This window comes from Psychroserpens sp. S379A (genome assembly GCF_049800755.1).
GTDB lineage: Bacteria > Bacteroidota > Bacteroidia > Flavobacteriales > Flavobacteriaceae > Psychroserpens.
On sequence record NZ_JBNAFQ010000002.1, the window covers coordinates 377,164 to 402,633 of the forward strand.

22 protein-coding genes and 1 tRNA gene are annotated in these 25,470 nt (G+C 31.8%); 14 read left to right on the plus strand and 9 right to left on the minus strand.

What is annotated here, in order from left to right:
- Positions 1-1,638: a S41 family peptidase gene (locus ACP15M_RS06455; protein ID WP_425076882.1), complete on the plus strand. Its 1,638-nt coding sequence runs from the start codon at positions 1-3 to the stop codon at positions 1,636-1,638.
- A 70-nt stretch (positions 1,639-1,708) separates the two neighbouring features.
- A complete protein-coding gene (locus ACP15M_RS06460; RefSeq protein WP_425076367.1) occupies positions 1,709-2,560 on the plus strand; it encodes an OmpA family protein in 852 nt (283 codons plus the stop codon).
- Here ACP15M_RS06460 and ACP15M_RS06465 read toward each other — a convergent pair.
- Genes ACP15M_RS06465 through rpiB form a run of 3 tightly spaced genes read right to left on the minus strand, consistent with a single transcriptional unit; the run spans position 2,557 to position 4,358 of the window.
- Entirely contained in the window at positions 2,557-3,000 is a 444-nt protein-coding gene (locus ACP15M_RS06465; protein ID WP_425076368.1) for a GNAT family N-acetyltransferase, read from the minus strand. The two genes, ACP15M_RS06460 and ACP15M_RS06465, sit on opposite strands and share 4 nt — an antisense overlap.
- 5 nt (positions 3,001-3,005) lie before the next feature.
- Complete coding sequence (locus ACP15M_RS06470) at positions 3,006-3,923, minus strand: cation diffusion facilitator family transporter (protein WP_425076369.1); 918 nt, start codon at positions 3,921-3,923, stop codon at positions 3,006-3,008.
- The gene (gene rpiB, locus ACP15M_RS06475) at positions 3,924-4,358 is read right to left on the minus strand and encodes a ribose 5-phosphate isomerase B (protein WP_425076370.1); all 435 of its coding nucleotides are present in this window, start codon (positions 4,356-4,358) and stop codon (positions 3,924-3,926) included.
- 712 nt (positions 4,359-5,070) lie between these two features.
- On the opposite strand from rpiB, the gene ACP15M_RS06480 reads away from it, so the two are divergent.
- The 6 genes from ACP15M_RS06480 (at position 5,071) to ACP15M_RS06505 (ending at position 11,253) form a co-directional block, all read left to right on the plus strand.
- On the plus strand, positions 5,071-6,615 hold the full coding sequence (locus tag ACP15M_RS06480) for a T9SS type A sorting domain-containing protein (protein ID WP_425076371.1): 1,545 nt from the start codon (positions 5,071-5,073) through the stop codon (positions 6,613-6,615).
- Positions 6,616-6,889: 274 nt separating this feature from the next.
- Entirely contained in the window at positions 6,890-9,127 is a 2,238-nt protein-coding gene (locus tag ACP15M_RS06485; RefSeq protein WP_425076372.1) for a ribonuclease R family protein, read from the plus strand.
- Between the two features lie 191 nt (positions 9,128-9,318).
- Entirely contained in the window at positions 9,319-9,612 is a 294-nt protein-coding gene (locus tag ACP15M_RS06490; protein WP_425076373.1) for a YbjQ family protein, read from the plus strand.
- Between the two features lie 59 nt (positions 9,613-9,671).
- Positions 9,672-10,346 (plus strand): LysE family translocator, encoded by a 675-nt coding sequence (locus tag ACP15M_RS06495; protein ID WP_425076374.1) that lies wholly within the window; start codon positions 9,672-9,674, stop codon positions 10,344-10,346.
- Between the two features lie 4 nt (positions 10,347-10,350).
- Positions 10,351-10,701, plus strand: a complete 351-nt coding sequence (locus ACP15M_RS06500; protein ID WP_425076375.1) for a ribose-5-phosphate isomerase — start codon at positions 10,351-10,353, stop codon at positions 10,699-10,701.
- Between the two features lie 12 nt (positions 10,702-10,713).
- Positions 10,714-11,253: a GldL-related protein gene (locus ACP15M_RS06505; RefSeq protein WP_425076376.1), complete on the plus strand. Its 540-nt coding sequence runs from the start codon at positions 10,714-10,716 to the stop codon at positions 11,251-11,253.
- 17 nt (positions 11,254-11,270) lie between these two features.
- On the opposite strand, the gene ACP15M_RS06510 is transcribed toward ACP15M_RS06505, so the two are convergent.
- The 3 genes from ACP15M_RS06510 to ACP15M_RS06520 form a co-directional block, all read right to left on the minus strand.
- Positions 11,271-11,341, minus strand: a tRNA-Cys gene (locus tag ACP15M_RS06510).
- A gap of 68 nt (positions 11,342-11,409) precedes the next feature.
- Positions 11,410-11,772, minus strand: coding sequence for a dihydroneopterin aldolase (folB, locus tag ACP15M_RS06515; RefSeq protein ID WP_425076377.1), 363 nt, complete (start codon positions 11,770-11,772; stop codon positions 11,410-11,412).
- A gap of 42 nt (positions 11,773-11,814) precedes the next feature.
- A complete protein-coding gene (locus ACP15M_RS06520) occupies positions 11,815-13,050 on the minus strand; it encodes a T9SS type A sorting domain-containing protein (RefSeq protein WP_425076378.1) in 1,236 nt (411 codons plus the stop codon).
- Positions 13,051-13,142: 92 nt separating this feature from the next.
- On the opposite strand from ACP15M_RS06520, the gene ACP15M_RS06525 reads away from it, so the two are divergent.
- The 3 genes from ACP15M_RS06525 to ACP15M_RS06535 all read left to right on the plus strand — a co-directional run bounded on the left by ACP15M_RS06525 (position 13,143) and on the right by ACP15M_RS06535 (position 16,965).
- Positions 13,143-15,146, plus strand: coding sequence for a glutamine--tRNA ligase/YqeY domain fusion protein (locus ACP15M_RS06525; protein WP_425076379.1), 2,004 nt, complete (start codon positions 13,143-13,145; stop codon positions 15,144-15,146).
- A 113-nt stretch (positions 15,147-15,259) separates the two neighbouring features.
- Entirely contained in the window at positions 15,260-15,742 is a 483-nt protein-coding gene (locus tag ACP15M_RS06530) for a DUF1761 domain-containing protein (RefSeq protein ID WP_425076380.1), read from the plus strand.
- A gap of 65 nt (positions 15,743-15,807) precedes the next feature.
- Positions 15,808-16,965, plus strand: a complete 1,158-nt coding sequence (locus ACP15M_RS06535) for a GNAT family N-acetyltransferase (RefSeq protein WP_425076381.1) — start codon at positions 15,808-15,810, stop codon at positions 16,963-16,965.
- Between the two features lie 54 nt (positions 16,966-17,019).
- Here the strand turns inward: ACP15M_RS06535 and ACP15M_RS06540 are convergent, their stop codons facing one another.
- Positions 17,020-17,946, minus strand: a complete 927-nt coding sequence (locus tag ACP15M_RS06540; protein ID WP_425076382.1) for an SPFH domain-containing protein — start codon at positions 17,944-17,946, stop codon at positions 17,020-17,022.
- 117 nt (positions 17,947-18,063) lie between these two features.
- Here ACP15M_RS06540 and ACP15M_RS06545 point away from each other — a divergent pair, with 117 nt between their 5' ends.
- Complete coding sequence (locus ACP15M_RS06545) at positions 18,064-18,708, plus strand: outer membrane beta-barrel protein (RefSeq protein WP_425076383.1); 645 nt, start codon at positions 18,064-18,066, stop codon at positions 18,706-18,708.
- A gap of 103 nt (positions 18,709-18,811) precedes the next feature.
- Here the strand turns inward: ACP15M_RS06545 and gltX are convergent, their stop codons facing one another.
- The gene (gltX, locus tag ACP15M_RS06550; RefSeq protein ID WP_425076384.1) at positions 18,812-20,323 is read right to left on the minus strand and encodes a glutamate--tRNA ligase; all 1,512 of its coding nucleotides are present in this window, start codon (positions 20,321-20,323) and stop codon (positions 18,812-18,814) included.
- Positions 20,324-20,375: 52 nt separating this feature from the next.
- Complete coding sequence (locus ACP15M_RS06555) at positions 20,376-21,419, minus strand: alkane 1-monooxygenase (RefSeq protein ID WP_425076385.1); 1,044 nt, start codon at positions 21,417-21,419, stop codon at positions 20,376-20,378.
- A 120-nt stretch (positions 21,420-21,539) separates the two neighbouring features.
- On the opposite strand from ACP15M_RS06555, the gene ACP15M_RS06560 reads away from it, so the two are divergent.
- Together ACP15M_RS06560 and ybeY are read left to right on the plus strand one after the other, a co-directional pair.
- Positions 21,540-25,040, plus strand: coding sequence for a DUF4175 family protein (locus ACP15M_RS06560; RefSeq protein ID WP_425076386.1), 3,501 nt, complete (start codon positions 21,540-21,542; stop codon positions 25,038-25,040).
- Positions 25,027-25,437 carry an rRNA maturation RNase YbeY gene (ybeY, locus tag ACP15M_RS06565; RefSeq protein ID WP_425076387.1) on the plus strand — a complete coding sequence of 137 codons (411 nt, stop codon included), beginning with the start codon at positions 25,027-25,029 and terminating at the stop codon, positions 25,435-25,437. Before ACP15M_RS06560 ends, ybeY begins: the two co-directional genes overlap by 14 nt.
- The last annotated feature ends 33 nt before the right edge of the window (positions 25,438-25,470 follow it).

Genomic DNA, 25,470 nt, shown 5'->3' on the forward strand with positions numbered 1-25,470 from the left:
ATGAAAAAAATACTACACAAACGAGTTCTAATTCCACTTATTGCATTCGCTATTTTTTTTGGAGGAACTGCTTTTAAAAGTGAGTTTTTTGAAATCGCTAAACAAATTGAAATTTTTACTACAGTATTCAAAGAACTCAACATGAATTATGTTGATGATACCAATCCTGGTGATTTAATGGATACTGCAATAAAAAGTATGCTTGCAGATTTAGATCCTTATACCAACTACTATAACGAACAAGATGTTGAAGCATCAAGAATTAATAATTCTGGTGATTATACAGGAATTGGTGCTAATGTATTAACCCTTAAAGACAAACTAGTAATTATTGAACCTTATAAAGATTATGCTGCAGATAAAGCGGGTTTAAAAGCTGGTGATGAAATTATTAAAGTAGATAATGTTGTGGTGGCAGATTTTAAAGATGATGCTGGTAATTTACTTCAAGGCGCAGCTGGTTCTGAAGTTACTGTTACATATGTTCGTCAAGGAAAAACAGCTTCAGCAACCATTAAACGTGAAGCTGTAGATATTCATGCTGTACCACATTTTTCAATGGTTGATGATAAAACAGGTTACATCGTACTTCGTAAGTTTACTCGAAAAGCCTCTTCAGAAACTAAAAGTGCTGTTAGAGCTCTAAAAAATCAAGGCGCTAAACAACTCATCTTAGATTTAAGAGGAAATCCTGGTGGTTTATTAACCGAAGCTGTAAACGTGACTAATATTTTTGTACCTAAAGATCAATTGGTAGTGACGACTAAATCGAAAGTAAAAAAATATAATAAAACCTATTACACACAAAAAGAACCTGTAGATACTGAAATTCCCGTTGTGGTTTTAATTGATGGAAGTTCGGCTTCTGCTAGTGAAATTGTGTCTGGAGCACTTCAAGATTTAGATCGTGCTGTGGTAATTGGTGCAAGAAGCTTTGGAAAAGGTCTAGTGCAACGTCCGAAACCATTAATTTATGGCACACAAATGAAAGTGACCATTTCACGTTATTATACACCTTCAGGAAGATGTATTCAAGCTTTAGATTACTGGAATCGTGATGAAAATGGAAAAGCTACTAGAACAAAACAAGAAAATTACAATGCCTTTAAAACTAAAAAAGGACGAATAGTTTACGATGGAGGAGGAATTCAACCTGACTTAGAATTAGAAGCCTCTAAACAGAGTCCAATTACCAATGCCATTTTAGCTGAAAACTTAATTTTTAAATATGCAACAGACTATTATTATAAGCATCCAGAACCTTCAGATATTACAAAGTTTGAATTAACTGATGCAGAATTTAATGGTTTTAAAAACTTTTTAAGAAGTAACAATTTTAATTTTGAAACCAAGGCAGAAAAAGCTTTTGCAGAAGCTTTTTTAGTAGCAAAAGAAGAAAAAATTGGAACAGCAATTGATAAGGATTATGAAGGTTTATTAAATGCTTTAAACACTTATAAAACTCAAACTATTGATGCTAATAAAACAGAGCTATTAGCCTTATTATCAGACGAAATTATAAAACGTTATTTTTATAGGGAAGGCTTGTATACTTACTATAAAGCTACTAATCCAGAAATTCAAAAAGGTAAAGATATTCTTAATTCTACTTCTAATTATCAAGGATATTTAGATTAAATAATACTCTTGAATTATTGATATAAAAATCAAAATAAACTATATTAGAGTTTCTGTTTAATACCATTATATGAAAAACATACCATTTGTTATATTGTTTTTTTGTTCGTTTTTGTTTTCACAAACAAAGACACAAACGCATGAGGTATATTTTGAAACCGATCAATTTGAAGTACCTCCAACTGAGCATTATCGGTTATTGCTTTTCTTATCTGAAATTGAATCGCTTGATATTAAAAAAATATCCATTTACGGATTTACAGATGATAGAGGTAGTGATTCTTATAACTTAGTGCTCTCCCAAAATAGAGCTAACGCAATAAAAACTATTTTTTCTAATAATGAATTTGACGAATCTATAATTACTAATGTTGACGGAAAAGGAGAAGTATTACTAAAACTTGTTAAAGAAGAAGATATACATAAAATTAGAGGTTTAAATAGAAAGGTCGAAATTATTGTAGAACCTTATAATCCTGCCAGAACTAAAAAAGTGGCTGTAAAACAACCTAAAAGTGTTGAAGATATTATTAAAGGTGAATTAAAAGCTGGTGATAAATTTACTCTAGATAATATTTTATTTAAAACTGGTTATAGTGTTTTACTTCCAGAATCTAAACCTACACTTAAAAGTATTGCTGATGCTTTATTAGAACGAAAAGATATTTACTTTACCATTCAAGGCCATGTGTGTTGTACACAAAATAGTAGAGATGCTATAGATAGACAAACTAAAAAAAGAAATCTATCTGTAGCTAGAGCAAAATTTATTTATGATTACTTAGCCAAAAAAGGAGTTAGTAAACGACGTATGAAATATGTTGGTATGCGTCGTAAATTTCCATTAGGTGGAGAACCTAAATTTGATCGTCGTGTTGAAATTTTGGTTACTTATGTTGGTGAAACTAGACAACGAAATTAGTGCTTTATCATAGTTATATGCGGAATATCATCTTCGAGGTACTCCTCTCCTACTTCAAAAAACTCTAAATTATTATAAAAACGCTTTAAATACGTTTGTGCAGATATTTTAATAGTACTCACATTAAAGTGGTTTTTAATCGCTTCAATTGAGGCTTTCATAATATCGTAACCATATTGATGTTGACGTTCTGTACCTTTAACCACTACTCTACCAATACTTGCATCTTCAAAATAATCTCCTGGTTTAAAAATTCTAGCATAAGCGACTACTTTATCGTTTTTATAACCAATAACATGAAGTGCTTTGTTATCCTTTCCGTCTATATCTTGATACACGCAATCTTGTTCTACTACAAAAACTTCACTTCTAAGTTGAAGTACATCATACAACTCTTGTGTTGTTAATTTTTGAAAGGTGTTTACTTTAATTGTTAACATAACTTTTAATCTTGAACAATAATAGCTTTATCATCACATTTTCCAAACTCTGGTTGAATATTAACGTGATTTATTCCGAAGTTATGCATTACTAAAACTTCAATGTCTCGCAACACTACATCAAATTGAGATAAGGTAATATCTTCTTTAAAATCAATATGTGCTTCTAAATGAATTTCTTCTTCGCTTAATTGCCATATATGAACATGATGCACATTTTTAATACTTTCTATACGTTGAATAACTTTTACAATATCACCAACTTCAATCGACTCTGGTGTAAAAAGCATTAGTACTTTAAATGAATCTTTAAGTAAATCATAACCCATAATAATAAGATAAATAGCAATAGCAAAAGTTAGAACGCTGTCTACCCAAAACACTTGATAAAATTTCATTAATAATCCACCAATTAACACTGCAACACTAGCCATCATATCTGTTAAAAGATGTAAATATGCACTTCTCATATTCATATTAGTATGGCTATCTTTTTTTAGAAGTAACACACTAAAACCATTACCTAAAATTGCAACAACAGACAACCAAATTACAAGGTTAGATTCAATTTCATGCGGATTTTGAAAACGCTCTACAGCTTCAATAATTAAAAGAATAGCAACAATAATTAACGTTGCTGCATTAATAAAAGCTGCTAAAATTTCGGCACGTTTATATCCAAAAGTTTTATTTAAAGAGGCTTTCTTTTTGGTTAATCTATTAGCAATATAACTGACGATTAATGAAATAACATCATTAAAATTATGTAGTGCATCACTAAGAAGTGATAAGCTTCCAGATAATAATCCACCTATGACTTGAGCCACAGTAATAACAATATTTAATAAGATGGAAATAAAAAGATTCCTTCCTTTTAAATCGCTATGAGCATGAGAGTGATTATGAGAATGTGAATGACCCATTTAGCATGAAATAGGAATTTTATCTACACGTTTTTGGTGTCGACCACCTTCAAAATCAGTATTTAAAAAGGTATCTACAATTTGAATTGCTTGCTGTATGGCTGTAAATCGCGCAGGAATACAACAAATATTTGCATTATTATGTTGTCTGGTAAGTTCTGTAATTTCTTTAGTCCAACATATTCCTGCTCTAACTTTTTGGTGTTTATTTGCAGTTATAGCAACACCATTTGCACTACCACATATTAAGATACCAAAATCAACTTTACCATTAGAAACATCTGTTGCAACAGGATGCACAAAATCTGGATAATCTACACTATCATTTGTATTAGTTCCATAGTTATTAACTGTAAATCCTTTAGATTCTAAATACTCTTGAATCGCTTGTTTATACTCAGTTCCAGCGTGATCGTTTCCTATAGAAATTGTCATAGTTATAAAGTGTTGTTTAAAAGTATAAAGTTAATAATTGCTTATAAATTATAATATAGAAAGCGACTTTACTTATTCAAAATAATTAAGTTTAAAAATAATACTAGTTATAAGCCTTGTTAACTTATATGTAATTTTTGTTTCATTACTTGTTAATATCTTCTCTTAAGTATTTAAAACTTTTATTAGGATTATCTGATATTTTTTTCAAACCAAAACTAAAATGAAACTTCCTAAAAAGTTAATTGTTTTTTTTAGTTGAGTTATGAGCATCTAAATATTAAGATACCAACAGTAAGTTTTATAATACTTATTAAATTTTAGTTGTCAACATAAGTTTTCAACAGCTGTTAATAGCTTTAAAAGTTCTATTAAAAATGAGTGAGTTAAATGTAAATTTAATGTTAACTACGTATTAACTGAATTATATAAATTACATATCAAAATAAAGTTTAAAAAAGTTATTGGTATTATTAACAAGCTATAATAATCATTATTTATTTTTTAAATTTTTAAAAGAAAAAAGATAATATGAATATATATGTTGATAAGATATGTTTCTACTAAAATGTCTTAACTTTAAAGAAATTTATTTATTATGAAAAAGATCATACTACTTTTTTTATTACTACCTTTTTTAAGTATTAGCCAAATTTAAATAGGTCAAGATATTTTAGGAGAAGCTGCTGACGATAATTCTGGATTTGTAAGCTTGTCATTAGATGGAAATATTGTAGCTATAGGAGCTGGTGGAAATGATGGAAATGGAGTTAATTCAGGACATGTACGTGTTTATGAAAATCAAGGCGGAAATTGGGTTCAGATTGGAAATGATATAGATGGTGAAGCTGCTGGTGATGCATCAGAAATAGTAAGTTTATCAGCAGATGGTAGTACAGTAGCTATTGGATCATATACGAATAGTGGAAATGGAGTTAATTCAGGCCATGTACGCGTTTATGAAAATCAAGGCGGAAATTGGATTCAGTTAGGAAATGATATTAATGGTGAAACTGCAGGAGATGAATCTGGATTAGTAAGTTTATCAGCAGATGGTAGTACAGTAGCTATTGGTTCTCAAAATAATGATGGTGTAAATGGACCAGATTCAGGTCATGTAAGAATTTTTAATTATCAAGGTGGAAACTGGGTTCAGATTGGAAATGATATAGATGGAGAAGCTGCTTATGATCTTTCAGCTTGGTCATTAAGTCTGTCTTCAGATGGTAGTACAGTAGCAATTGGAGCAATAGGAAATGCAGGTTTTAGAGGTCATGTACGTGTATATAAAAATGTATCAGGAACATGGACTCAAATTGGTCAAGATATTGATGGCGAAATGGGTTCATCAGATTTTGGATGGAGTTTAGAATTATCATCAGATGGTACAATATTAGCAATTGGAGCAAATACTGCTGCAGGAGGTGGACCAACAGATTTTGGAGTTATAAGAGTATTTGGAAATCAAGGTGGAAATTGGGTTCAAATAGGACAAACTATTGAAGGAGAAGCTTCTGGAGATGATTTTGGAATTATAGGTCTTAATGTAACATTATCTTCAGATGGTAGTGTTATAGCTTTTACAGTTAATAATTATAATCTTAATACAATATTTGTAAGAGTATTTGGTAATCAAAACGGAAGCTGGATTCAGATTGGTGATAATATTGAAGTTGAAGCAGATGAATGGAGTCGAAGTATAAGTTTATCTTCTGATGCTAGTGTTATTGCAATTGGAGAACACCTTAATGATGCAAATGGTATAGATTCAGGACGTGTACAAGTATTTAGTTTAGCACCAGAAATTTCGTTATTACAAGTTGTTGATGATATTTTAGGTAATGGTAATGGAATTACTATAACTGCTGCACAACTAAATAGAATCTCAGGAGTTTCAGGAGCTATTGAAGGTGTAGATTATAGCACAGCTTTACAAAATGGAACTTTTTCAGATCCAAATAATCCAACACCTTTAGAGATTCAAGCAATTATAAACCAGGTTAATGCGACTTTAAGTGTTGATGAAAACCATTTATCTTCTTTTCAATTATATCCAAATCCAGCAAAAGAACAATTTACAATTCAGTTAAATGATGGTTCAATTTTAAAACAAATAACCATTTATAGCACTTTAGGAAAAGAAGTTTTAAGGAGTAAAGAGTTAGAGGTAAATACTTCAACATTAACTTCAGGAACTTACATTATAGAAATCAAAACCACTCAAGGAAAATCCTCTAAAAAGTTGATTATAGAGTAATTAAACAACTAATATTATACTTAAAAGAGCTGAAAATTTTACAGCTCTTTTTCATTAATTTAACACTATCAAAACACAATTAAATAATTAAAGCGTAGATTTGTATAAAATGTAATAGATTTACTTCACCTGCTATTGCATTTAAAGTTCGTTGTCATTGCGAGCAGATATTGAGCCTGCACTGAGAGCAGTCGAAGTGTGGCAATCTCTTCAGAAGATAAGATTCATCGTTTCACTCTGAATGACAAAAAATAATAACATGATTATAAGATAAATGACAAGAAAGAAAAAAAAGAAATCTAAAAAAGGGATTTCAAACCTTACCAATACAATTCTAAGTATTTTAAAAAAAGATAGAAACAAAACATTTAACTATAAACAAATTGCAGCTATACTTGGTGTTAACGACGCAAGTAGTCGCAATCAAATTATAAAAACCTTAGCTAAATTAGCCTCTAAACAAGAAATAGAACAGGTTGATCGTGGTAAATTTAAAGCCATTGTAAATACCGAGTATCATACTGGTATTTTAGATATGGCATCACGAGGATCTGGTTATATTATTTCTGAAGATTTTGATGAAGATATCTATATTGCTTCAAATAACATCAATAAAGCTTTAGATGGTGACGAAGTCGAATTTTATGCTTATAAACGTCGTAAACGTGGCAAAATTGAAGGCGAAATTACAAGCATTATTAAACGTGCTAAAAGCGAATATGTAGGAACCATTCAAATCAATAAAAATTATGCTTTTGTAGTACCAGATGGTTCTAAAATGTATAAAGATATTTTTGTACCTATCAATAAAATAAATGAAGCAGAAGAAGGTGATAAAGTTTTAGTTTCTCTAGAAGACTGGCCAGAAAAAGCCGATTCTCCTTATGGACGCGTTTTAAAAGTACTTGGTAAACCTGGCGAACATAATACAGAAATTCACTCAATTCTTGCTGAATATGGTTTACCAAACGAATTTCCACATGAGGTTGAAGAATATGCTAATCAGTTAGATACTTCTATTACAAAAGAAGAAATCGCTAAACGTCGTGATATGCGTCAAGATCTCACATTTACTATCGATCCAAAAGATGCTAAAGATTTTGATGATGCCTTATCATTTAAAGTGTTAGATGATGGTTTGTATGAAATAGGAATTCATATCGCAGATGTATCACATTACTTAAAAGAAAACACAGTTCTTGATGATGAAGCTTACGAACGTGCAACGTCTGTCTACCTAGTTGATCGTGTGGTGCCTATGCTTCCTGAAATCTTATCAAATAGTGCTTGCTCATTACGACCACATGAAGAAAAATATACCTTTTCTGCAGTGTTTAAAATGAACGATAAAGCCGAAATAAAAGACCAATGGTTTGGGAGAACCGTTACCTATTCTGATGCTAGATTTGCTTACGAAGAAGCGCAAGCTATTTTAGAAAACAACCCGACATACAAACTGTCATCTCGAGCACAGTCGAGAGATCTCATTAAAACTGAAATTCCAAAAGAAGTTTCTCTTACAAGTAAACCGTATAACACGACATCAAAAATAGCAGAAGCTGTTTTAGTATTAGACAGACTTGCTAAACTTATGCGTCGTAAACGTATGAGTTCTGGAGCGATTTCATTCGATAAAGTTGAGGTAAAATTTAATCTCGATGAAGATGCTAATCCAACAGGAGTGTATTTTAAAACTAGTAAAGATGCAAATAAGCTCATTGAAGAGTTTATGCTTTTAGCGAATAAGAAAGTGGCAGAGTTTATTGGAAAACAAAATCCGAAGAAAACCTTTGTCTATCGTGTACATGACGAACCAGATGATAGCAAACTAGCTGCACTTCAAAATGTTGTTGGTCGATTTGGTTATAAGCTCAACTTTAAAGATCGAAAAAGTGTCTCAAGTTCCTTAAACAATTTATTAAAAGAAGTGGTTGGTAAAAAAGAACAAAATTTAGTCGATACTTTAACCATTCGCTCTATGAGTAAAGCCGAATATACAACACATAATATCGGACATTATGGTTTAGCATTTGATTATTACACACACTTCACCTCTCCTATTCGTCGTTATCCAGATGTCATGGTACATCGTTTGTTACAACACTATCTCGATGGTGGAAAATCGGCTAACGAAGATGTTTACGATGATAAATGCAACCATTCTAGTAATATGGAATATCTAGCCACAAAAGCAGAACGAGATTCCATTAAATACATGCAAATTCGTTTTATGGAAGATCATAAAGACGAAGAGTTTATTGGTGTAATTTCTGGCGTCACAGATTGGGGAATTTATGTTGAAATCATTCAGAATAAATGCGAAGGTATGGTGAGTGTGCGTGATATGAAAGATGATCATTACCAATTTGATGAAGATCATTATGCGCTCATCGGTAAAAACTCAAAAACCATGTATCAGCTTGGTGAAGAGGTGGTTGTAAAAGTTAAAAACACCGATTTAGTTAAAAAACATTTAGATTTTACCTTAATTGGTAAACACGAAACAGATTAATTTTTAGGCGTTACTCTACTTTGTTAAAGCAAAGTAGAGTCAGGCTCTCGGTAGTCGCTTTTTTACTGTTATTTTAAGTTCCCCGAAGAATATTTATCACAGTAAAAAGAGCTCCAACAAAACCTCCATCCTTAACGCGATATTGTAACATTTAAAAATAATTATATACCAACAAGAAACATTTCTTATATATGATACTTACCACAACAAATAACATCGAAGGTTTTAAAATTACCGAATATAAAGGCATTGTTACAGGAACATCTTCAGAGCTTAAAACAAAATTTTCCTTTAAAAATGATAAAAACATGCAGATTATTGAAGATCTCATGAACGAAGCCAAAGAGCAAGCATTTCAAAAATTACAAACCAATGCTAACAATTTAAAAGCAAATGCTGTCGTTGGGATTAGTGTCGATATCGAAACCGTAAGTGGTTCTTACTTTTTTGTTTCAGTTACAGGAACAGCAGTTTCAGTAGTATAGATAAACTAACAACAATAGGTTCTTTTTTATTAAATTTGTAGGAAAGTTAGGTCTTATCTATGTTTGATGATATTTTAGCAGCAATTCCCTTCGGAATCATTCTTGCGTTCACTATTGGTCCAGTATTTTTTGTACTGTTAGAAACCAGTGCTACAAAAGGATTTAAAAGCGCTTTAATCTTCGATTTAGGTGTTATTTTTGCAGACATAGTCTTTATTTTAGTTGCATTTTATAGCACTAATAAACTTATTGATAAAATAAAAGATGATCCAAACTTCTTAATATTTGGAGGTGTTTTATTAGTGGCATACGGATTTATATCATTCATTAAAACCTCTAAGTCATTTCGATCTATTGTAAGAGAATACCATAAAGTAGAAATGCCTAAAAATGCCTTCGGAAAACTATTTATTAAAGGGTTTCTTTTAAACTTTATCAATATTGGAGTATTACTTGGTTGGCTTGGTTTTATTGTTATAGGTAGCTCTATTACAGAATCTAAAAATGGTGTTACAGTATTTATTGTAACCATGCTTACAGTTTATTTTTTGACAGATTTGGTTAAAATTGCTGTAGCAAAACGATTAAAAAATAAACTTACACCTAGACTTATTTATAAAACCAAAAAGATTGTTGCTTTAGCTATTCTCGGATTTGGTGTTTTGCTCTTAGTTCAAGGTTTATTTCCTAAAGGCAAAGAAAAAATTCAAGAGCAAATCGAAAATCGCTTATAATATCTTGTCTAAAATTGAGTATCGCATATATGTTGTTGAGTTATCTAAAAAGGTTTTCACCGAAAATCGAAAGTTTAGAGCAGCGAATCCGCAATTTAATGGTGTGTTAGAATGCCTGTATGTTGGTATGACTAGCAAAACACCTAAAGAACGATTTCAACAACACAAAACAGGTTATCGTAATAAAAAAGGATATAAACTTTCTTCTAGTATTGTTGAAAAATATGGTTCTTATTTAAGACCAAGTTTATACAATCATATTCCACCATTAAAAACCAGAGCTGAAGCCTTAAAAATGGAAGAAATTCTAGCTCTAGAGTTAAGGCGACAACGTTATGCTGTGTGGTTTAATTAATCTAATAGAATAATGGAAAACAAAAGATTAAAAAAATTAGGCTTACCATTACGATTAGCACTCGTAATCATAATTTATGGTGCTTTGTTTAAAGTAATGCATTGGCCATATGCACAACAATTAATGCTTATCGGAAGTATTTTAGTTGCACTTTTGTACTGCATTCGTTTTTTATTAAAAATAAATAAAGTGCAACTCGATTATGTTAAACTAGCCTTAGTTTTGTTTTGGTTTTTAAGTTATAGCAATACAGCATTTCACCTTATCGATTTGCCTTATGTTTTAGACATCATCGTCTTTGTGTTGTTTTGCTGGTGGTTTATAAAAGAAGGCTTGAGTTACTTTTCTAAAAGACAGTTTAAAGGTAATAACGTACTTAAATTCTTTTACTATGGAATATTAGTAATTTCAATCTTATTAATAATAATTGGCATTCTTTTTAAAATTCAACGTTGGCCATTTGGTAATATCATGTTTACTTTTGGTGTTATTAGCTCAAGTTTAATATTAATTCTTGATTACTTTATGATAAAACAAAAAACCTCCAAGTAAAAACTTGAAGGTTTTTGAGGCGTCTAGCGGATTCGAACCGCTGTACAAGGTTTTGCAGACCTCTGCCTAGCCACTCGGCCAAGACGCCATTTATATACTTTATAAAAAGTAAGGAAGGCAAATGTAAAAAAAAATACCATTTTACACTATTAACCCTTAGTTTTTTCGTCTTTTAGTCATTTTTATCGTTACCATTTTAACATCTCCACCAATTGGCGGATTTAGTTTACTCACACTAATAGTTGCTTTTTTAACTAATGTATCCTCTTTAAAAATACGATCTAATATACGTTTCGCTACAGTTTCTAATAACTTTGATGGCTGTTGCATTTCTTCTTTAACAATCCTGTTTAAAAGCACATAATCAACAGTATCAGCTAATTCATCTGTAGTTGCTGAGGTTTTCAAATTAGCTTTAACTTCTAGATCCACACGATAATCGCTTCCAATTTTGGTTTCTTCAGTTAAACAACCATGAAAGGCATAAACCCGTATATTTTCAACTTTTATAATTCCCATTCTAACTACATTTAAAGTGTAAAGGTATTTAAATTGCTTAAGTTATTGTTTAATTATTCTTTTAATAATCGAGGTGTTATTATTTTGAAATATCTTTAAAAAATAAGTTCCGTTTTCAATATCAGAAATAGATAGAGTAGTGTTACCAATAACCATAAAAGATTTTATTTCTTGACCTAAAACATTATAAAGTTTTGCTTTTAAGTGAGACTTATTTATTCCTTTAATGTGTAATTCGTTTAAAGCAGGATTGGGATAGACTACAATTTTTTCGAAAGAATAATCATTGATGCTTAAACTTGTTATGCTTACAGTTTTAGTAACAACATGTGTTCGACCACACGAGGTAATGGTTAAGATAACTTCAAAATCTCCAATCGACTCATAAATATGTGTTGGATTATCCTCCACAGAATTAAGTCCGTCGCCAAAATTCCAGCTTACAGAATCTGCTGGATAGTCATTTGTAAAAGTCACATAATTATCGTCTATAGTATAGTTGAAATTTGCTGTATAATCCCAATCATTAATTATATTGTATACTATAGTTTTTGTCGCTAGTTTAATAGTATTTGCATGTGTTTCATTAAGTGAAGAATTCCAAGTAATTAAGGTTGGGTCTTTTTTGAAAATCATGGTATAAAACGCACATGCAGCAGCATAAGAACCTGCAAGAGAAGGATGAGAACCATCATTGGTGTATAAATCAATTTCTGGATGATTTGTTCTTAGATATCGCCAAATAGCACCTACAGGAGCTACTTCTGAAGTGTTTTCCTCAGCCATAAAAATATAGGCGCTTCTAATAGCATCATCCATACCTTCATATGTGCACACCCATGGAATAAAAGCACAATTATTATTGTCTCCGTTTTCTCTTCCCCAAGTCATATAAAACAAAGGTTGAGAGCAGTTATAATTTGTTCTTATAGTATTTACTAATTGAGAAGCAAATGGATATAATTCAATTTCCATTTGAGCTTGTGAAAAAGATGTTTCCTGACTCTGTGCTTGAAGGGTTACAAAATCCCAATCATCTGAATTAATTTTATTAGTTGTTGTGTTATTGCTTGCATGATTCATTAATCGATGTCCTCCAGGTGTATTAGAATCGTAAATAAGCACGTCTCCAGTGTTTGTAGCCATCTGACTTATTAGGTTAGGTAAGTTATTTGCAGCTGTATAACTATTTCCTAGAAACAGTACTTTTTTTGTGTCTTGAGAATGTACTATTTGTAGAGTGCTTATAAGCGTAATAAACATTAAGATTTTCTTCATGCTTAATTTTTCTATAAAATTAGGTAAACTAGGTGAGATTTATAACTAACAAATAGTATAATTACTTAATTTTGTGCAATAATTTTGTACGTATGTCTGAAGAAACAAAATCACTCAATTTTATTGAGCATATCATAGAAGAAGATTTAGCAAATGGCTTATCAAAAGATAAGTTGCGTTTTCGTTTTCCGCCTGAACCTAATGGTTATTTACATATTGGTCATACAAAAGCTATTGGAATTAGTTTTGGTTTAGGAGAAACCTATAATGCACCTGTAAACCTTCGGTTTGATGACACCAATCCAGCAAAAGAAGAGCAAGAATATGTTGATGCTATTAAGCGAGATATTAAATGGTTGGGTTATGAATGGGCAAATGAATTATATTCTTCAGATTATTTTCATACATTATACGATTGGGCTGTTCAGTTAATTAAAGATGGAAAAGCCTATGTAGATTCTCAGTCTAGTGAAGCTATGGCAGAGCAGAAAGGCACTCCAACACAACCTGGTGTTGAAGGACCTTATCGCAATAGAACGGTTGAGGAAAACTTAGATTTATTTCAACGTATGAAGGATGGCGAATTTAATGAAGGTGAACACATTCTTCGTGCTAAAATAGATATGCAGCATCCAAATATGTTGATGCGAGATCCTATCATGTATCGTATTTTAAAGAAAAATCATCACAGAACAGGTGATGAGTGGTGCATTTATCCAATGTACGACTGGACACATGGCGAAAGTGATTATATCGAACAAATTTCTCACTCTTTATGTTCACTAGAATTTAAACCTCATAGAGAACTTTACAATTGGTTTAAGGAGCATGTATATGGTTATGCTTCAAAAAACCTTCCTATGCTTCCCAAGCAACGCGAATTTGCGCGATTAAACCTAAGTTATACCATTATGAGTAAACGTAAATTACTCAAATTGGTTGAAGAAGGTCACGTATCTGGTTGGGACGACCCAAGAATGCCTACCATTTCAGGATTGCGTCGTCGTGGTTATACACCAAACTCTATTAGAAAATTCATCGAAAAAGTAGGTGTAGCTAAACGAGAAAATGTCATCGATGTTTCCCTTTTAGAATTCTGTGTTCGTGAAGACTTAAATCAAACAGCACCAAGAGTAATGGCTGTTTTAGATCCAGTAAAATTAGTGATTACTAATTATCCTGAAGGAAAAGATGAGTGGTTTGATGCCGAAAATAATCCAGAAGATAATAAAGCGGGTTCAAGAAAAGTTCCGTTTTCTAGAGAACTTTACATTGAGAAATCAGATTTTAAAGAAGAAGCAAGTAATAAGTTTTTTAGATTAAAACTAGGAAGTGAAGTCCGTTTAAAAAACGCTTACATCATTAAAGGTGAACGTGTTGTTAAAGATGCCGATGGAAACATTATAGAAATTCATTGTACCTATTCTGAAGATACCTCTAAAAAAGTAAAAGGCACATTGCATTGGGTATCTATTCCTCATGCAATAAAAGTTGAGGTTAGGGAATATGATCGCTTGTTTATGGACGAAGCTCCAGATAGTCATCAAGACAAAGATTTTATGGAATTTATCAATCCAAATTCCTTAAAAATTATTGAAGCCTTTATAGAGCCTAGTTTGGCTAATGTTGAAGTAGGAGAGCGTTTTCAATTTCAACGTATTGGGTATTTTAATGTAGATGATGATTCTGCTCCAGAGCATTTAGTATTTAATAAGACCGTTGGTTTAAGAGATTCTTGGGCGAAACATAAGCCTAAAACTCAACAACATCAAAATAAACCTAAACAACCACAACAGCAACGTCCAGCAATTGAAGTTATTAAACAACTCGGAAAGAAATACACTAATTTACCTGAAGAAAAACGTGAAAAAGTTAAAGCTGAGATTCTAAAACTTGCCGAAGAGGTTAATTATGATGATTTACAACCTTTATTCAACACAGCTGTTAAAAAAGTAGGAACGCGAATTGCAACGATGTTAACCCTCAGTATTCTGCTTAAAAATGGATTAGAACGTAATGCTGACATTGATGCTTTTATCACGAAAGCCTTAGAGGATAAAAATGAACTTTTAGTTACCGAAGCCAAAGCGATGTAATTGCTATAAAACATATAAGTTTTAGCGTTTAGTTTATTTCAGAAACGTTAAAAATTAATAAAGCTATTCGATTTTACTTATATTTATAACACTAACTATAATCAATTTATATCATGGAATTAAATTTTTTAGCAGTTCTTGTTGCTGCAGTAGTACCTATGGTTTTAGGGTTTATCTGGTATGGTCCAATGCTTTTTCAAAATGCTTGGATGCGCGAATCTGGAATGACAGAAGAAAAAATGAAAGGTGGTAATATGGCTGTTATTTTCGGATTGTCATTTGTGTTGTCAATTCTACTTGCCTTTTTCACTCAATTTTTAACGATACATCAATTTGGAGCCTTAGGCATGATTGGTGGTGAAATTGAAACGGCTTTGCCTTCGTATGAAGCGTTTATGGCTGACTACGGAAATGCTTTTAGAACATTTAAACATGGTGCTTTACATGGTGCAATGGCTGGAATCTTTTTAGTATTTCCAATTATGGCAACTAATGGATTATTTGAAAGAAAAAGTTGGAAACTAACATTTATTAATGCTGGTTATTGGACCTTGTGCCTTACAATTATGGGAGCCATCGTTTGTGGTTGGGTTTAATTCTATAACATAAAAGAACTTTAAAAGACTGAAAACATACATTTTCAGTCTTTTTATTTTATCATTTGACACACTTTAAATTATATCATTCAACTTCAGATTTACCTGAATATTGGGACGAACTTCCAGTGCAAGACGTGTTTTTAAAAACTCCTTTTTTAAAAGCATTAGAAGCCTCTAGTCCTACAAATATTTCAACTTATTTTTTAGGTGTTTTTAATTCTAATAATCTCGTGGGAATAGCAATTATTCAGCGTGTTGAAATGTATTTAGATGATGTGTTTAGAAAGACTTCTAACAAATTCTTTAAACGCTGCGGAAAGGTTCTTATTTCAAAAATTGTTAAAGGCAATGCTTTAATCGTTGGTAACCTTATGCATACTGGTCAACATGGCATGTATTACAATACTGAAAGGATAACGCAAGATATTTATTTAAACCAAGTATCTGAAGGTCTTAAAGAACTTACGAAAGTTATAAGAAAACAATTCAATAAGAAAATACGTATTATCGCTTTCAAAGATTATTTTGAAAATGACACATTTCTTAATAGTACAAGCTTCTTTAAAAAACATAATTTTTATAAGGCTCAAGCACAGCCCAATATGATTTTTGAAATTAAAAATCATTGGTTGTCGTCTGAAGATTATGTGTTAGATTTTAACAAAAAATACAGAAGGAGATATAAAACAGCACGTAAAAAAGGCCAAAATATTGAATGTAAAGCGTTGACTTTAATTGATGTTAAGAATTTATCTGACGAGCTTTACAAACTTTACGAAAATGTATCTGATAACGCTGGAGTTAATTCTTTTAAATTACACAACAATCATTTTTATCAACTAAAAAAAGAGCTTCAAGACGATTTTAAACTTTTTGGATACTTTTTAGACCATCAATTAATCGGATTTTATACACTTATTAAAAACAATGATAAACTTGAAACCTATTTTTTAGGCTATAATCCTAAGCTTCAACACAAACATCAAATGTATTTAAACATGTTGTTTGATATGGCTTTTTTTGGTATTGAAAACAAGTATTCTCAAGTGATTTTTGCAAGAACAGCCATGGAAATTAAAAGCTCAATAGGAGCGAAGCCATATCAAATGTTTATTCATTTAAAACACACCAATAATTTTATTGCAAATACAGTATTGAAGCTAGCAGTAAAATACGCAAACCCAGTTAGAGATTGGGAAGAGCGACATCCTTTTTCATAAAATAAGCCTCAAGAATTATCTTGAAGCTTATATAGTTTTTAAAGAGTTATAATTTTAGTCTTCCTTTTTCTTACTAGCATTTTTCATTGCCTCACCAATTTGATTGCTTGCAGTAAAACTAGCCACCATATCATTAAGCATATTACTTCCTGCTTGCGGAGAATTTGGTAATAATATTAAATTACTATTGGTTTCTCCTCCAATGGCTTGCAAGGTATCATAGTGTTGGGTAACAACTATTAATGCAGAAGCTTCTTGAGAGTTGATGCCAACTTTATTAAGCACTTCAACCGATTCTTCTAAACCTCTAGCAATTTCACGACGTTGATCTGCAATACCTTGTCCTTGTAAACGTTTACTTTCTGCTTCGGCTTTTGCTTTTTCTACAATTAAAATACGCGCTGCATCACCTTCAAATTGCGCTGCTATTTTTTCACGTTCTGAGGCATTAATCCTATTCATTGCTTCTTTTACTTGTGCATCAGGATCAATATCTGTTACAAGGGTTTTAATAATGTCGTAACCATAGGTTATCATGGCGTCGTTTAATTCAGATTTTACTGCTATGGCAATATCATCTTTTCTAACAAATACATCATCAAGTTTCATTTTTGGAACTTCGGCACGAACCACATCAAATACATAAGAGGTAATTTGATCATGCGGATAATCAAGTTTGTAAAACGCTTCATAGACCTTATCTCTAATCACTTTGTATTGCACAGATACTTTTAATCGCACAAACACATCGTCTAATGTTTTAGTTTCAATAATGACATCTAATTGTTGAATTTTAAGACTTAATTTTCCTGCAATTCTATCTACAAGAGGAATTTTCATCTGCAAACCAGAATGTCTAATAATTTGGTATTTACCAAATCGTTCAATAATTGCAGCTGTTTGTTGCTTAACAATAAAGAATGCAGAAATCAATATAATTAAGCTGAAAAAAATAATAGGAATAAAAATAAATTGGCCCATAATGAGTTTTTTAAATGGTTAGATGAAATAATCAGTTACTAAATTAAGTTATATTTGCTCAAATCACACATTTGAGATATGCAAAAAAGGCAGTTTATAATATTAGTAGTGTTTTGTATGGCTTTTGTTACAATAAGTAATGCACAGCACAAACGATATACCATTAAAAATGGGATTGGATTAATAGGAGGATTAACTCAATATGATATTACAACCGATAATTTTAAAACCAAAAGCGGTTCTGGATTTATTGGTGGAATGATTGCTACTGTCGATATTCCTCATAAATGGTATACTGTGAGTTACGGTTTGCAACTCTCTCAAAATTCTATTGAAATTGAAGGCCGTTCTCTTAGCACACCTCTTCAAACCGAAATGATAGAATATGATGTTATGGCTGTGCAATTAGCGTTTATGCTTCACGTGAAACTACTTAGTGATAATATTACACTTGATGTTGGTCCGCAACTACAATACAACGGAAAGCTAGATCTTAAAGACAGCAATCAAGAAGAATTCCTTATCAATGGTTACGATAGCTTAATAGCTGAAGATATAAGCGACATTGCTCCTTTTAATGCTAATGGAGTAGTAGGTGCATCAGCAGGAATAGGTAACTTTAAATTAAGAGCAACCTATAGCTACGGATTTACAAATATTTTAAGAAAACTAAACGACGAAGATTTAACTACAACACCTTCTTCAAAAAAGTTTGAAGGCAATCAAACGATGTTGGCTTTTGCCTTGATGATTACGTTTTAGATATATTTTCAACACTTTGTTGTCATTCTGAGCAATAGTGGAAGAATCTTTTTTGGTTTTATACGAGACTTTTCTGTCGGATTCCTCTTTTTAAAGCTATCATTTAAGCTTTAGCAATTAAACTATCTATACGCTTAATGGTTTCTGCCTTACCTATCATATAAATAATATCAAACACATCTGGTCCTTGTAATGCGCCAACAAGTGCTAAACGTAAAGGCATCATCACTTTTCCGAAGCCTATTTCGTTTGAAGTAATCCAATCTTTTATAGTATTTTGAAGGTTTTCAACTGTAAAATCTTCTACACCATCAATCAATTCTTTTACTGTTGTTAAAATGTCTTCTGTTCCTTCTTTTAAAGCTTTTTTTAATGCTTTGTCATCATAAGTATTTGGAGCAACAAAAAAGAAATGGCTCAAATCCCAAAAATCACTAACAAATGTGGCTCTTTCTTTAACTAAAGCAACAACCATTTCAATGTATTGCGTGTCGATTTCTAACAATTCGCTTTTAGAATTTTGAAATGCAACAGCTAAACGATAATTATCTTGTTCTTGCATGTAATGATGATTAAACCACTTGATTTTATCAGGATCAAAACGTGCTCCAGCTTTATTAACACGATCTAAATCAAAAGCATTGATAAGTTCACTTAAGCTAAAAATTTCTTGCTCTGTTCCTGGATTCCAACCTAAAAATGCTAAGAAATTCACAACCGCTTCAGCAAAATAGCCATCTTCTTTATAACCACGTGAAACATCTCCAGATTTAGGATCTGTCCATTCTAAAGGAAATACAGGAAAGCCTAATTTATCACCATCTCGCTTACTTAATTTTCCTTTTCCTGTTGGTTTTAGAATTAAAGGTAAATGTGCAAACTGAGGTGCTTCCCAACCCAAAGCATTGTATAATTGATAATGTAAAGCTAATGAAGGCAACCATTCTTCTCCACGAATTACATGAGAGATTTCCATTAAATGATCATCAACAATATTTGCCAAGTGATAGGTTGGCATACCATCACTTTTAAATAGTACTTTATCGTCTAAAATATTAGTGTCAATTTTAATATCACCACGAATCAGGTCTTTAAGGTGTAAGGTTTCATCCTGTGGTGACTTAAACCGAATTACATAGTCGTCTCCAGCCTCTAATTTAGCTTTAACTTCGTCTTTAGTAAGTGATAAGGAATTACTTAATTTTAATCGGTTATGCCAGTTGTAGATGAAGGTTTTTCCTTTTGCTTCATGGTCTTTTCTATGAAAATCTAAAGTTTCAGGAGTATCAAAAGCATAGTAAGCATGACCTTTTTCAATGAGTTTGTCTGCATACTGCTTATATAAATGCTTGCGTTCACTTTGTCTGTATGGTCCAAAGGTTTCGTTTTTACCTGAACCTTCATCAAAAGGAATGCCACACCAATTCAAAGACTCAACAATATAATCTTCAGCGCCTTCAACATAACGATTTTGATCTGTATCTTCAATCCGAAGCACAAACGTTCCGCGATGTTTTTTAGCAAATAAATAATTAAAAAGTGCTGTTCTAACACCTCCAATATGTAAAGGTCCTGTTGGGCTTGGTGCAAATCGCACACGAACGTCTTTGGTCATGGTTTTTAATTTATGACTGCAAAGATAAAACGATATTTAAGAATAGAAATGCTTAAGCAGAAATCATTTCTTTTGGCACACGTTTATTCATAATGTGAAACCATAAAGGCGGAAACATTGCCAATACCATTGAAGTTGGATAACCATAAGGCATTTGCGGACTTTCATCATGGCAATCTAAAATTTGATATTTCTTTGAAGATTTAAAATGATGATCACTATGTCTGGTTAATTCGTAAAGCACGATTCTTCCTATGATGTGGTTAGAGTTCCAAGAATGAATTTCTTTTACACGCTCGTAACGACCAGACTTTGTTTTAAGGCGAATCAATCCGTAATGCTCAATGTAATTGACGGTTTCAAGAAGCAAAAAGCCAATTATTCCAGCAGAAACAGCAAATAGAAGTCCAATTTTTCCGAATATAAAATATATAATAATCAAATAACAAAGCTGAAACACGGCATACCATAGCATATCATTTTTGATTGAAAAGACGTTTCTATTGTTATTATTTAGCAATTTGTTTTGAATGTTCCACGCACTTAAATATTGTCTAAACACCGAAGTAAACCAAAAGGAGTATACGTTTTGGTTGTATCTTGCTGTTGCTGGATCTTCAGGTGTAGCTGCATGTAAATGATGACCAAAATTATGTTCGATATAAAAATGCATATACAGTGAAGGTAGGAGCAAAGCCTTACCAATAAAACGTTCGTTTGTGGTTAGCCTATGTCCTAATTCGTGAGCAACATTAATACCATTAACACCTAAAACAATGCCAACAGACACAATCATTCCCACAAGTTCATAAGTCGCAAGGTTGTTTGTAGAAGCTTCATATATTCCAAAAAACAACAAACCATAAACGATTGGTAAATTGAGATATAACAACCAATCAAAAATTTTGTTTTTAAGTTTTTGATTCACATCTTCAGATGTTAGGTTACGTGTATCTAAAGGAAAGATTAATTCAAGTAAAGGGATTATTATAAACGCATAAATTGGTGTTAAAAACACAAGACTTCCTTTAAAGAACAATCCAACCCAAGCAATAATAGGAATAGAAAATGCAGCGAGATATTTAAGGTCTTTCATCAATATAGTGTTTTGAATTGGTCTTTATTTTAACACAACTCCTCGAAATTAACAGAATCTTACCAAATTTAGGCATTTGCAGGTTAAAATAAAATTGTAGATTAGTAAGTTAAATAGGAAATGTTGAATAATTTCAAGAACATACAATCTAAGTTAGAGCAATTTATTAGGAGATATTACACTAATGAATTACTAAAAGGCGCGATTTTATTCTTCGCTATAGGCTTGCTGTATTTAATTGTAACATTGTTAATTGAGTATTTTTTATGGCTCAATCCTACAGCTAGAACCATTTTGTTTTGGGTGTTTGTTGCTGTTGAGCTGGCTTTATTCACTAAGTTTATTGCATTTCCTTTAGCTAAATTATTCAAGCTAAAACAAGGCATTAATTATGAAGATGCTTCATTAATTATCGGCAATCACTTTCCAGAAGTTAATGACAAACTGCTTAATGTGCTTCAATTAAACCACAATAGCATTCAGTCTGAACTTCTTGAAGCAAGTATCGAGCAAAAATCTTCAGAATTAAGTCCGATACCTTTTAAGCTAGCTATTAATTTCAAAAAGAACACCAAGTATTTAAAATATGCAGCCATTCCAATAGTGATATTACTAATATCTTATTTAACTGGTAAAATAGATTGGTTTAGTGATAGTTATGAGCGTGTTGTAAACTACCAAACCGCTTATGAACCACCTGCTCCTTTTGAGTTTTTTGTTGCAAATGATAACATGACTGCAATTGAAAACAAAGAATTCAAACTTATGGTCAATACAGCAGGTGATGTGATTCCAGACAATGCTCAGATTCATTATAACGGACAATCTTATTTTTTACAACAAATAGCTCCAGGACAATTTGAGTATCTGTTTCCGCAATTAAAAGATGCGCTTAACTTTAATTTATCGGCTAACGAAGTTCGCTCTAAGGACTATAATATTGATGTGATTAAAGTACCAACGCTAGTTAATTTTGAAATGGTATTAGATTATCCTGCTTATACACAAAAGAACGATGAGATTTTAAAAAGTACAGGAAATTCAACTATTCCTGAAGGCACTAATGTAACTTGGAAAGTTTCTACACGATCTACAGATGAAGTTGCGTTGTATGCAAAAGACACACTTCGTTTTAAACACTTAAATAAAGGCAATTTTGAAGCCTCTAAGCGTATTTTTAATAACACAGATTATAGTATTAGCACAAGTAATGCAAACCTTAAAGACTATGAGAATTTAGCGTTTTCACTTAGTGTGATTAAAGATAGTTATCCTGAACTCAATCTTAAAATGGAAAAAGATTCGTTGGACAACCAGACCTTATATTTTTTCGGACAAGTGAGTGATGATTATGGATTAAGCAAACTACAATTGGTATATTATCCATCAACAAATCCTAATGAAAAATCTTTTGAAAATATTTCCATATCAAAATCAAATTTCGATGAGTTTGTAAGCGCATTTCCAAATCAGTTGAACCTAACGGAAGGTGTGGACTACGAATTCTATTTTCAAGTGTTTGATAACGATGCAATTCATAATTATAAAAGCACTAAGAGTACAGTTTACAATTATAGAAAACTCACTCAAGAAGAAGAAGAGCAAAAACAACTTCAAGAACAAAACGAAACCATTAAAGATATTGGAAAAACTTTTGAAAAACTCAAAGAACAAGACAAACAATTAGAAGAGTTTTCTAAAACACAAAAAGAAAAGAAAGAACTTAATTTCAATGATAAAAAGAAATTTTCAAATTTCTTAAAGCGACAGAAAGAGCAGGAGCAGTTGATGAAAAACTTCAATAAGAAACTCAAAGAAAACTTAGAAGAATTTCAAAACGAAAACGAAGAAAAAGACCAATTCAAAGAAGATTTAAAGCAACGCCTTGAAGAGAATGAAGAACAACTTAAACAAGATGAAAAGCTTTTAGAAGAGTTAGAAAAACTACAAGATAAAATTCAAAAGGAAGAACTCACTCAAAAACTTGAAGAATTAGCGAAACAAAATAAAAACAAAGAGCGAAGCTTAAAACAACTTTTGGAACTAACAAAACGTTTTTATGTGGCTAAAAAGGCTGAAAAATTACAGCAAGAATTAGAGCAGTTGGCTGAAGAACAAGAAAAACTTTCAGAAGAAAGCGAAGAAAACAACACTAAAGAAGCGCAAGAAAAACTAAATAAAAAGTTTGAAGATTTCCAAAAGGAAATGGATGAACTTCAAAAAGAAAACAAGGAACTTAAAAAACCTATAGAGCTGCCTCAAGATAAGCCAACAGAGGAATCTATTAAGCAAGACCAACAAGAAGCGACAGATGCTTTAGAGCAAAAAGAACAAGAAGCAAAAGATAAGCAAGAGTCTGGAGAACAAGGCGAAAAACAAGAACAACAAGAAGAACAAGAGAAGCAAGAGGATAGTCAACAAGAAACTCAACCTCAAAGCCCACAACAAAAAGCTAAAAAGAAGCAAAAGCAAGCTGCAAAGAAAATGAAAGAAATGAGCGGACAAATGGCTCAAATGATGCAAATGAGTGGTGGTGATCAAATGCAAGAAGATGCTACGATGTTGAGACAAATTTTAGATAATTTGGTGTTGTTTTCGTTTGATCAAGAAGGTCTAATGGATCAGTTTAAGAGCATAGAAATTAACCACAATGAATATGGTAAATTTTTAAGAAAGCAAAGCAACTTAAAAGAACACTTTGAACACGTAGATGATAGTTTGTTTGCATTATCATTACGTCAGCCTAAAATTTCAGAGCAAGTCAATAAGCAAATCACAGAAGTGTATTTTAATATTGATAAATCACTCGGACAATTATCTGAAAACCGCTTACATCAAGGTGTAGCAGCGCAACAATACACAATTACAGCGACTAATGAATTAGCGAGTTTTTTAAGTGACATTCTTGACAATATGAATATGCAAATGAATCCTTCAATGGGACAAGGAGGAGGAGATATGCAACTGCCAGACATTATCATGAGTCAGGAGCAGCTTAATGAGCAAATGAAAGATGGTATGAAAAAAAGTCAGCAAGGCAAGCCACAAGAAGGCGAAGGAGAAAAAGAAGGTGAAGGTGAGAAAGAAGGAGATAAAGAAGGTAAAGGGAAAAAATCAAAAAAAGGCAAAAAGGGAGAACAAGGTGAAGGTGATGGTGGAGAAAATGGAAATTCTCAAGGCGAAGGCGAAGGAAGTAACGAAGATTTAAATGGCGAATTGTATAAAATTTACCAACAACAACAACAATTGCGACAAGCTCTAGAAAATAAACTTGGTGAATTAGGAAAACAAGGTCAAGGCAAGCAGCTTTTAAAAGACATGGAAGACGTTGAGCTGGATTTGATCAATAAAGGATTTACAAACCAAACACTTCAAAAAATGATGGATTTACAACATCAATTATTGAAAATGGAAAACGCAACATTTATGCAAGGCGAAGATAATAAACGCAAATCCGAAACTGATAACACAACGTTTAAAAACACAAGCAATAATAAGCTACCTACTGCAAAAGAATATTTTAACACAACTGAAATTTTAAACAGACAAGCCTTACCTTTGCAGGACGTTTACAAAAAGAAAGTCCAAGAGTATTTTAAAAAAACCAATGATCAGCTTTAACTACGAAACCGATTTTAAGTTATCTAAGGCACAAGATTTTTCTAAGTGGATTTCTAATGTGATTGTTTCCGAAGATTGCCGTGAAGGTGATATTAACTACATTTTTTGTAGTGATGATTACTTACATGATATTAATTTGAAATATCTAAATCACGATACCTTAACAGACATTATTAGTTTTGATTATTCCGTAGGAAAAGAACTACATGGAGATATTTACATTTCGATTGAAAGAGTAGCAGATAATGCTAAAGATTTTAATGTAGAGTTCACAGAAGAACTAAAGCGTGTTATGGTACATGGAGTGCTTCATTATTGTGGTTATAAAGATAAATCAGAATCTGATAAACTTACAATGCGCTCAAAAGAAGATTTCTATATCAATCAACTATCTTAATATATTCGGATTTAGGCGTATATTTGCAAACTG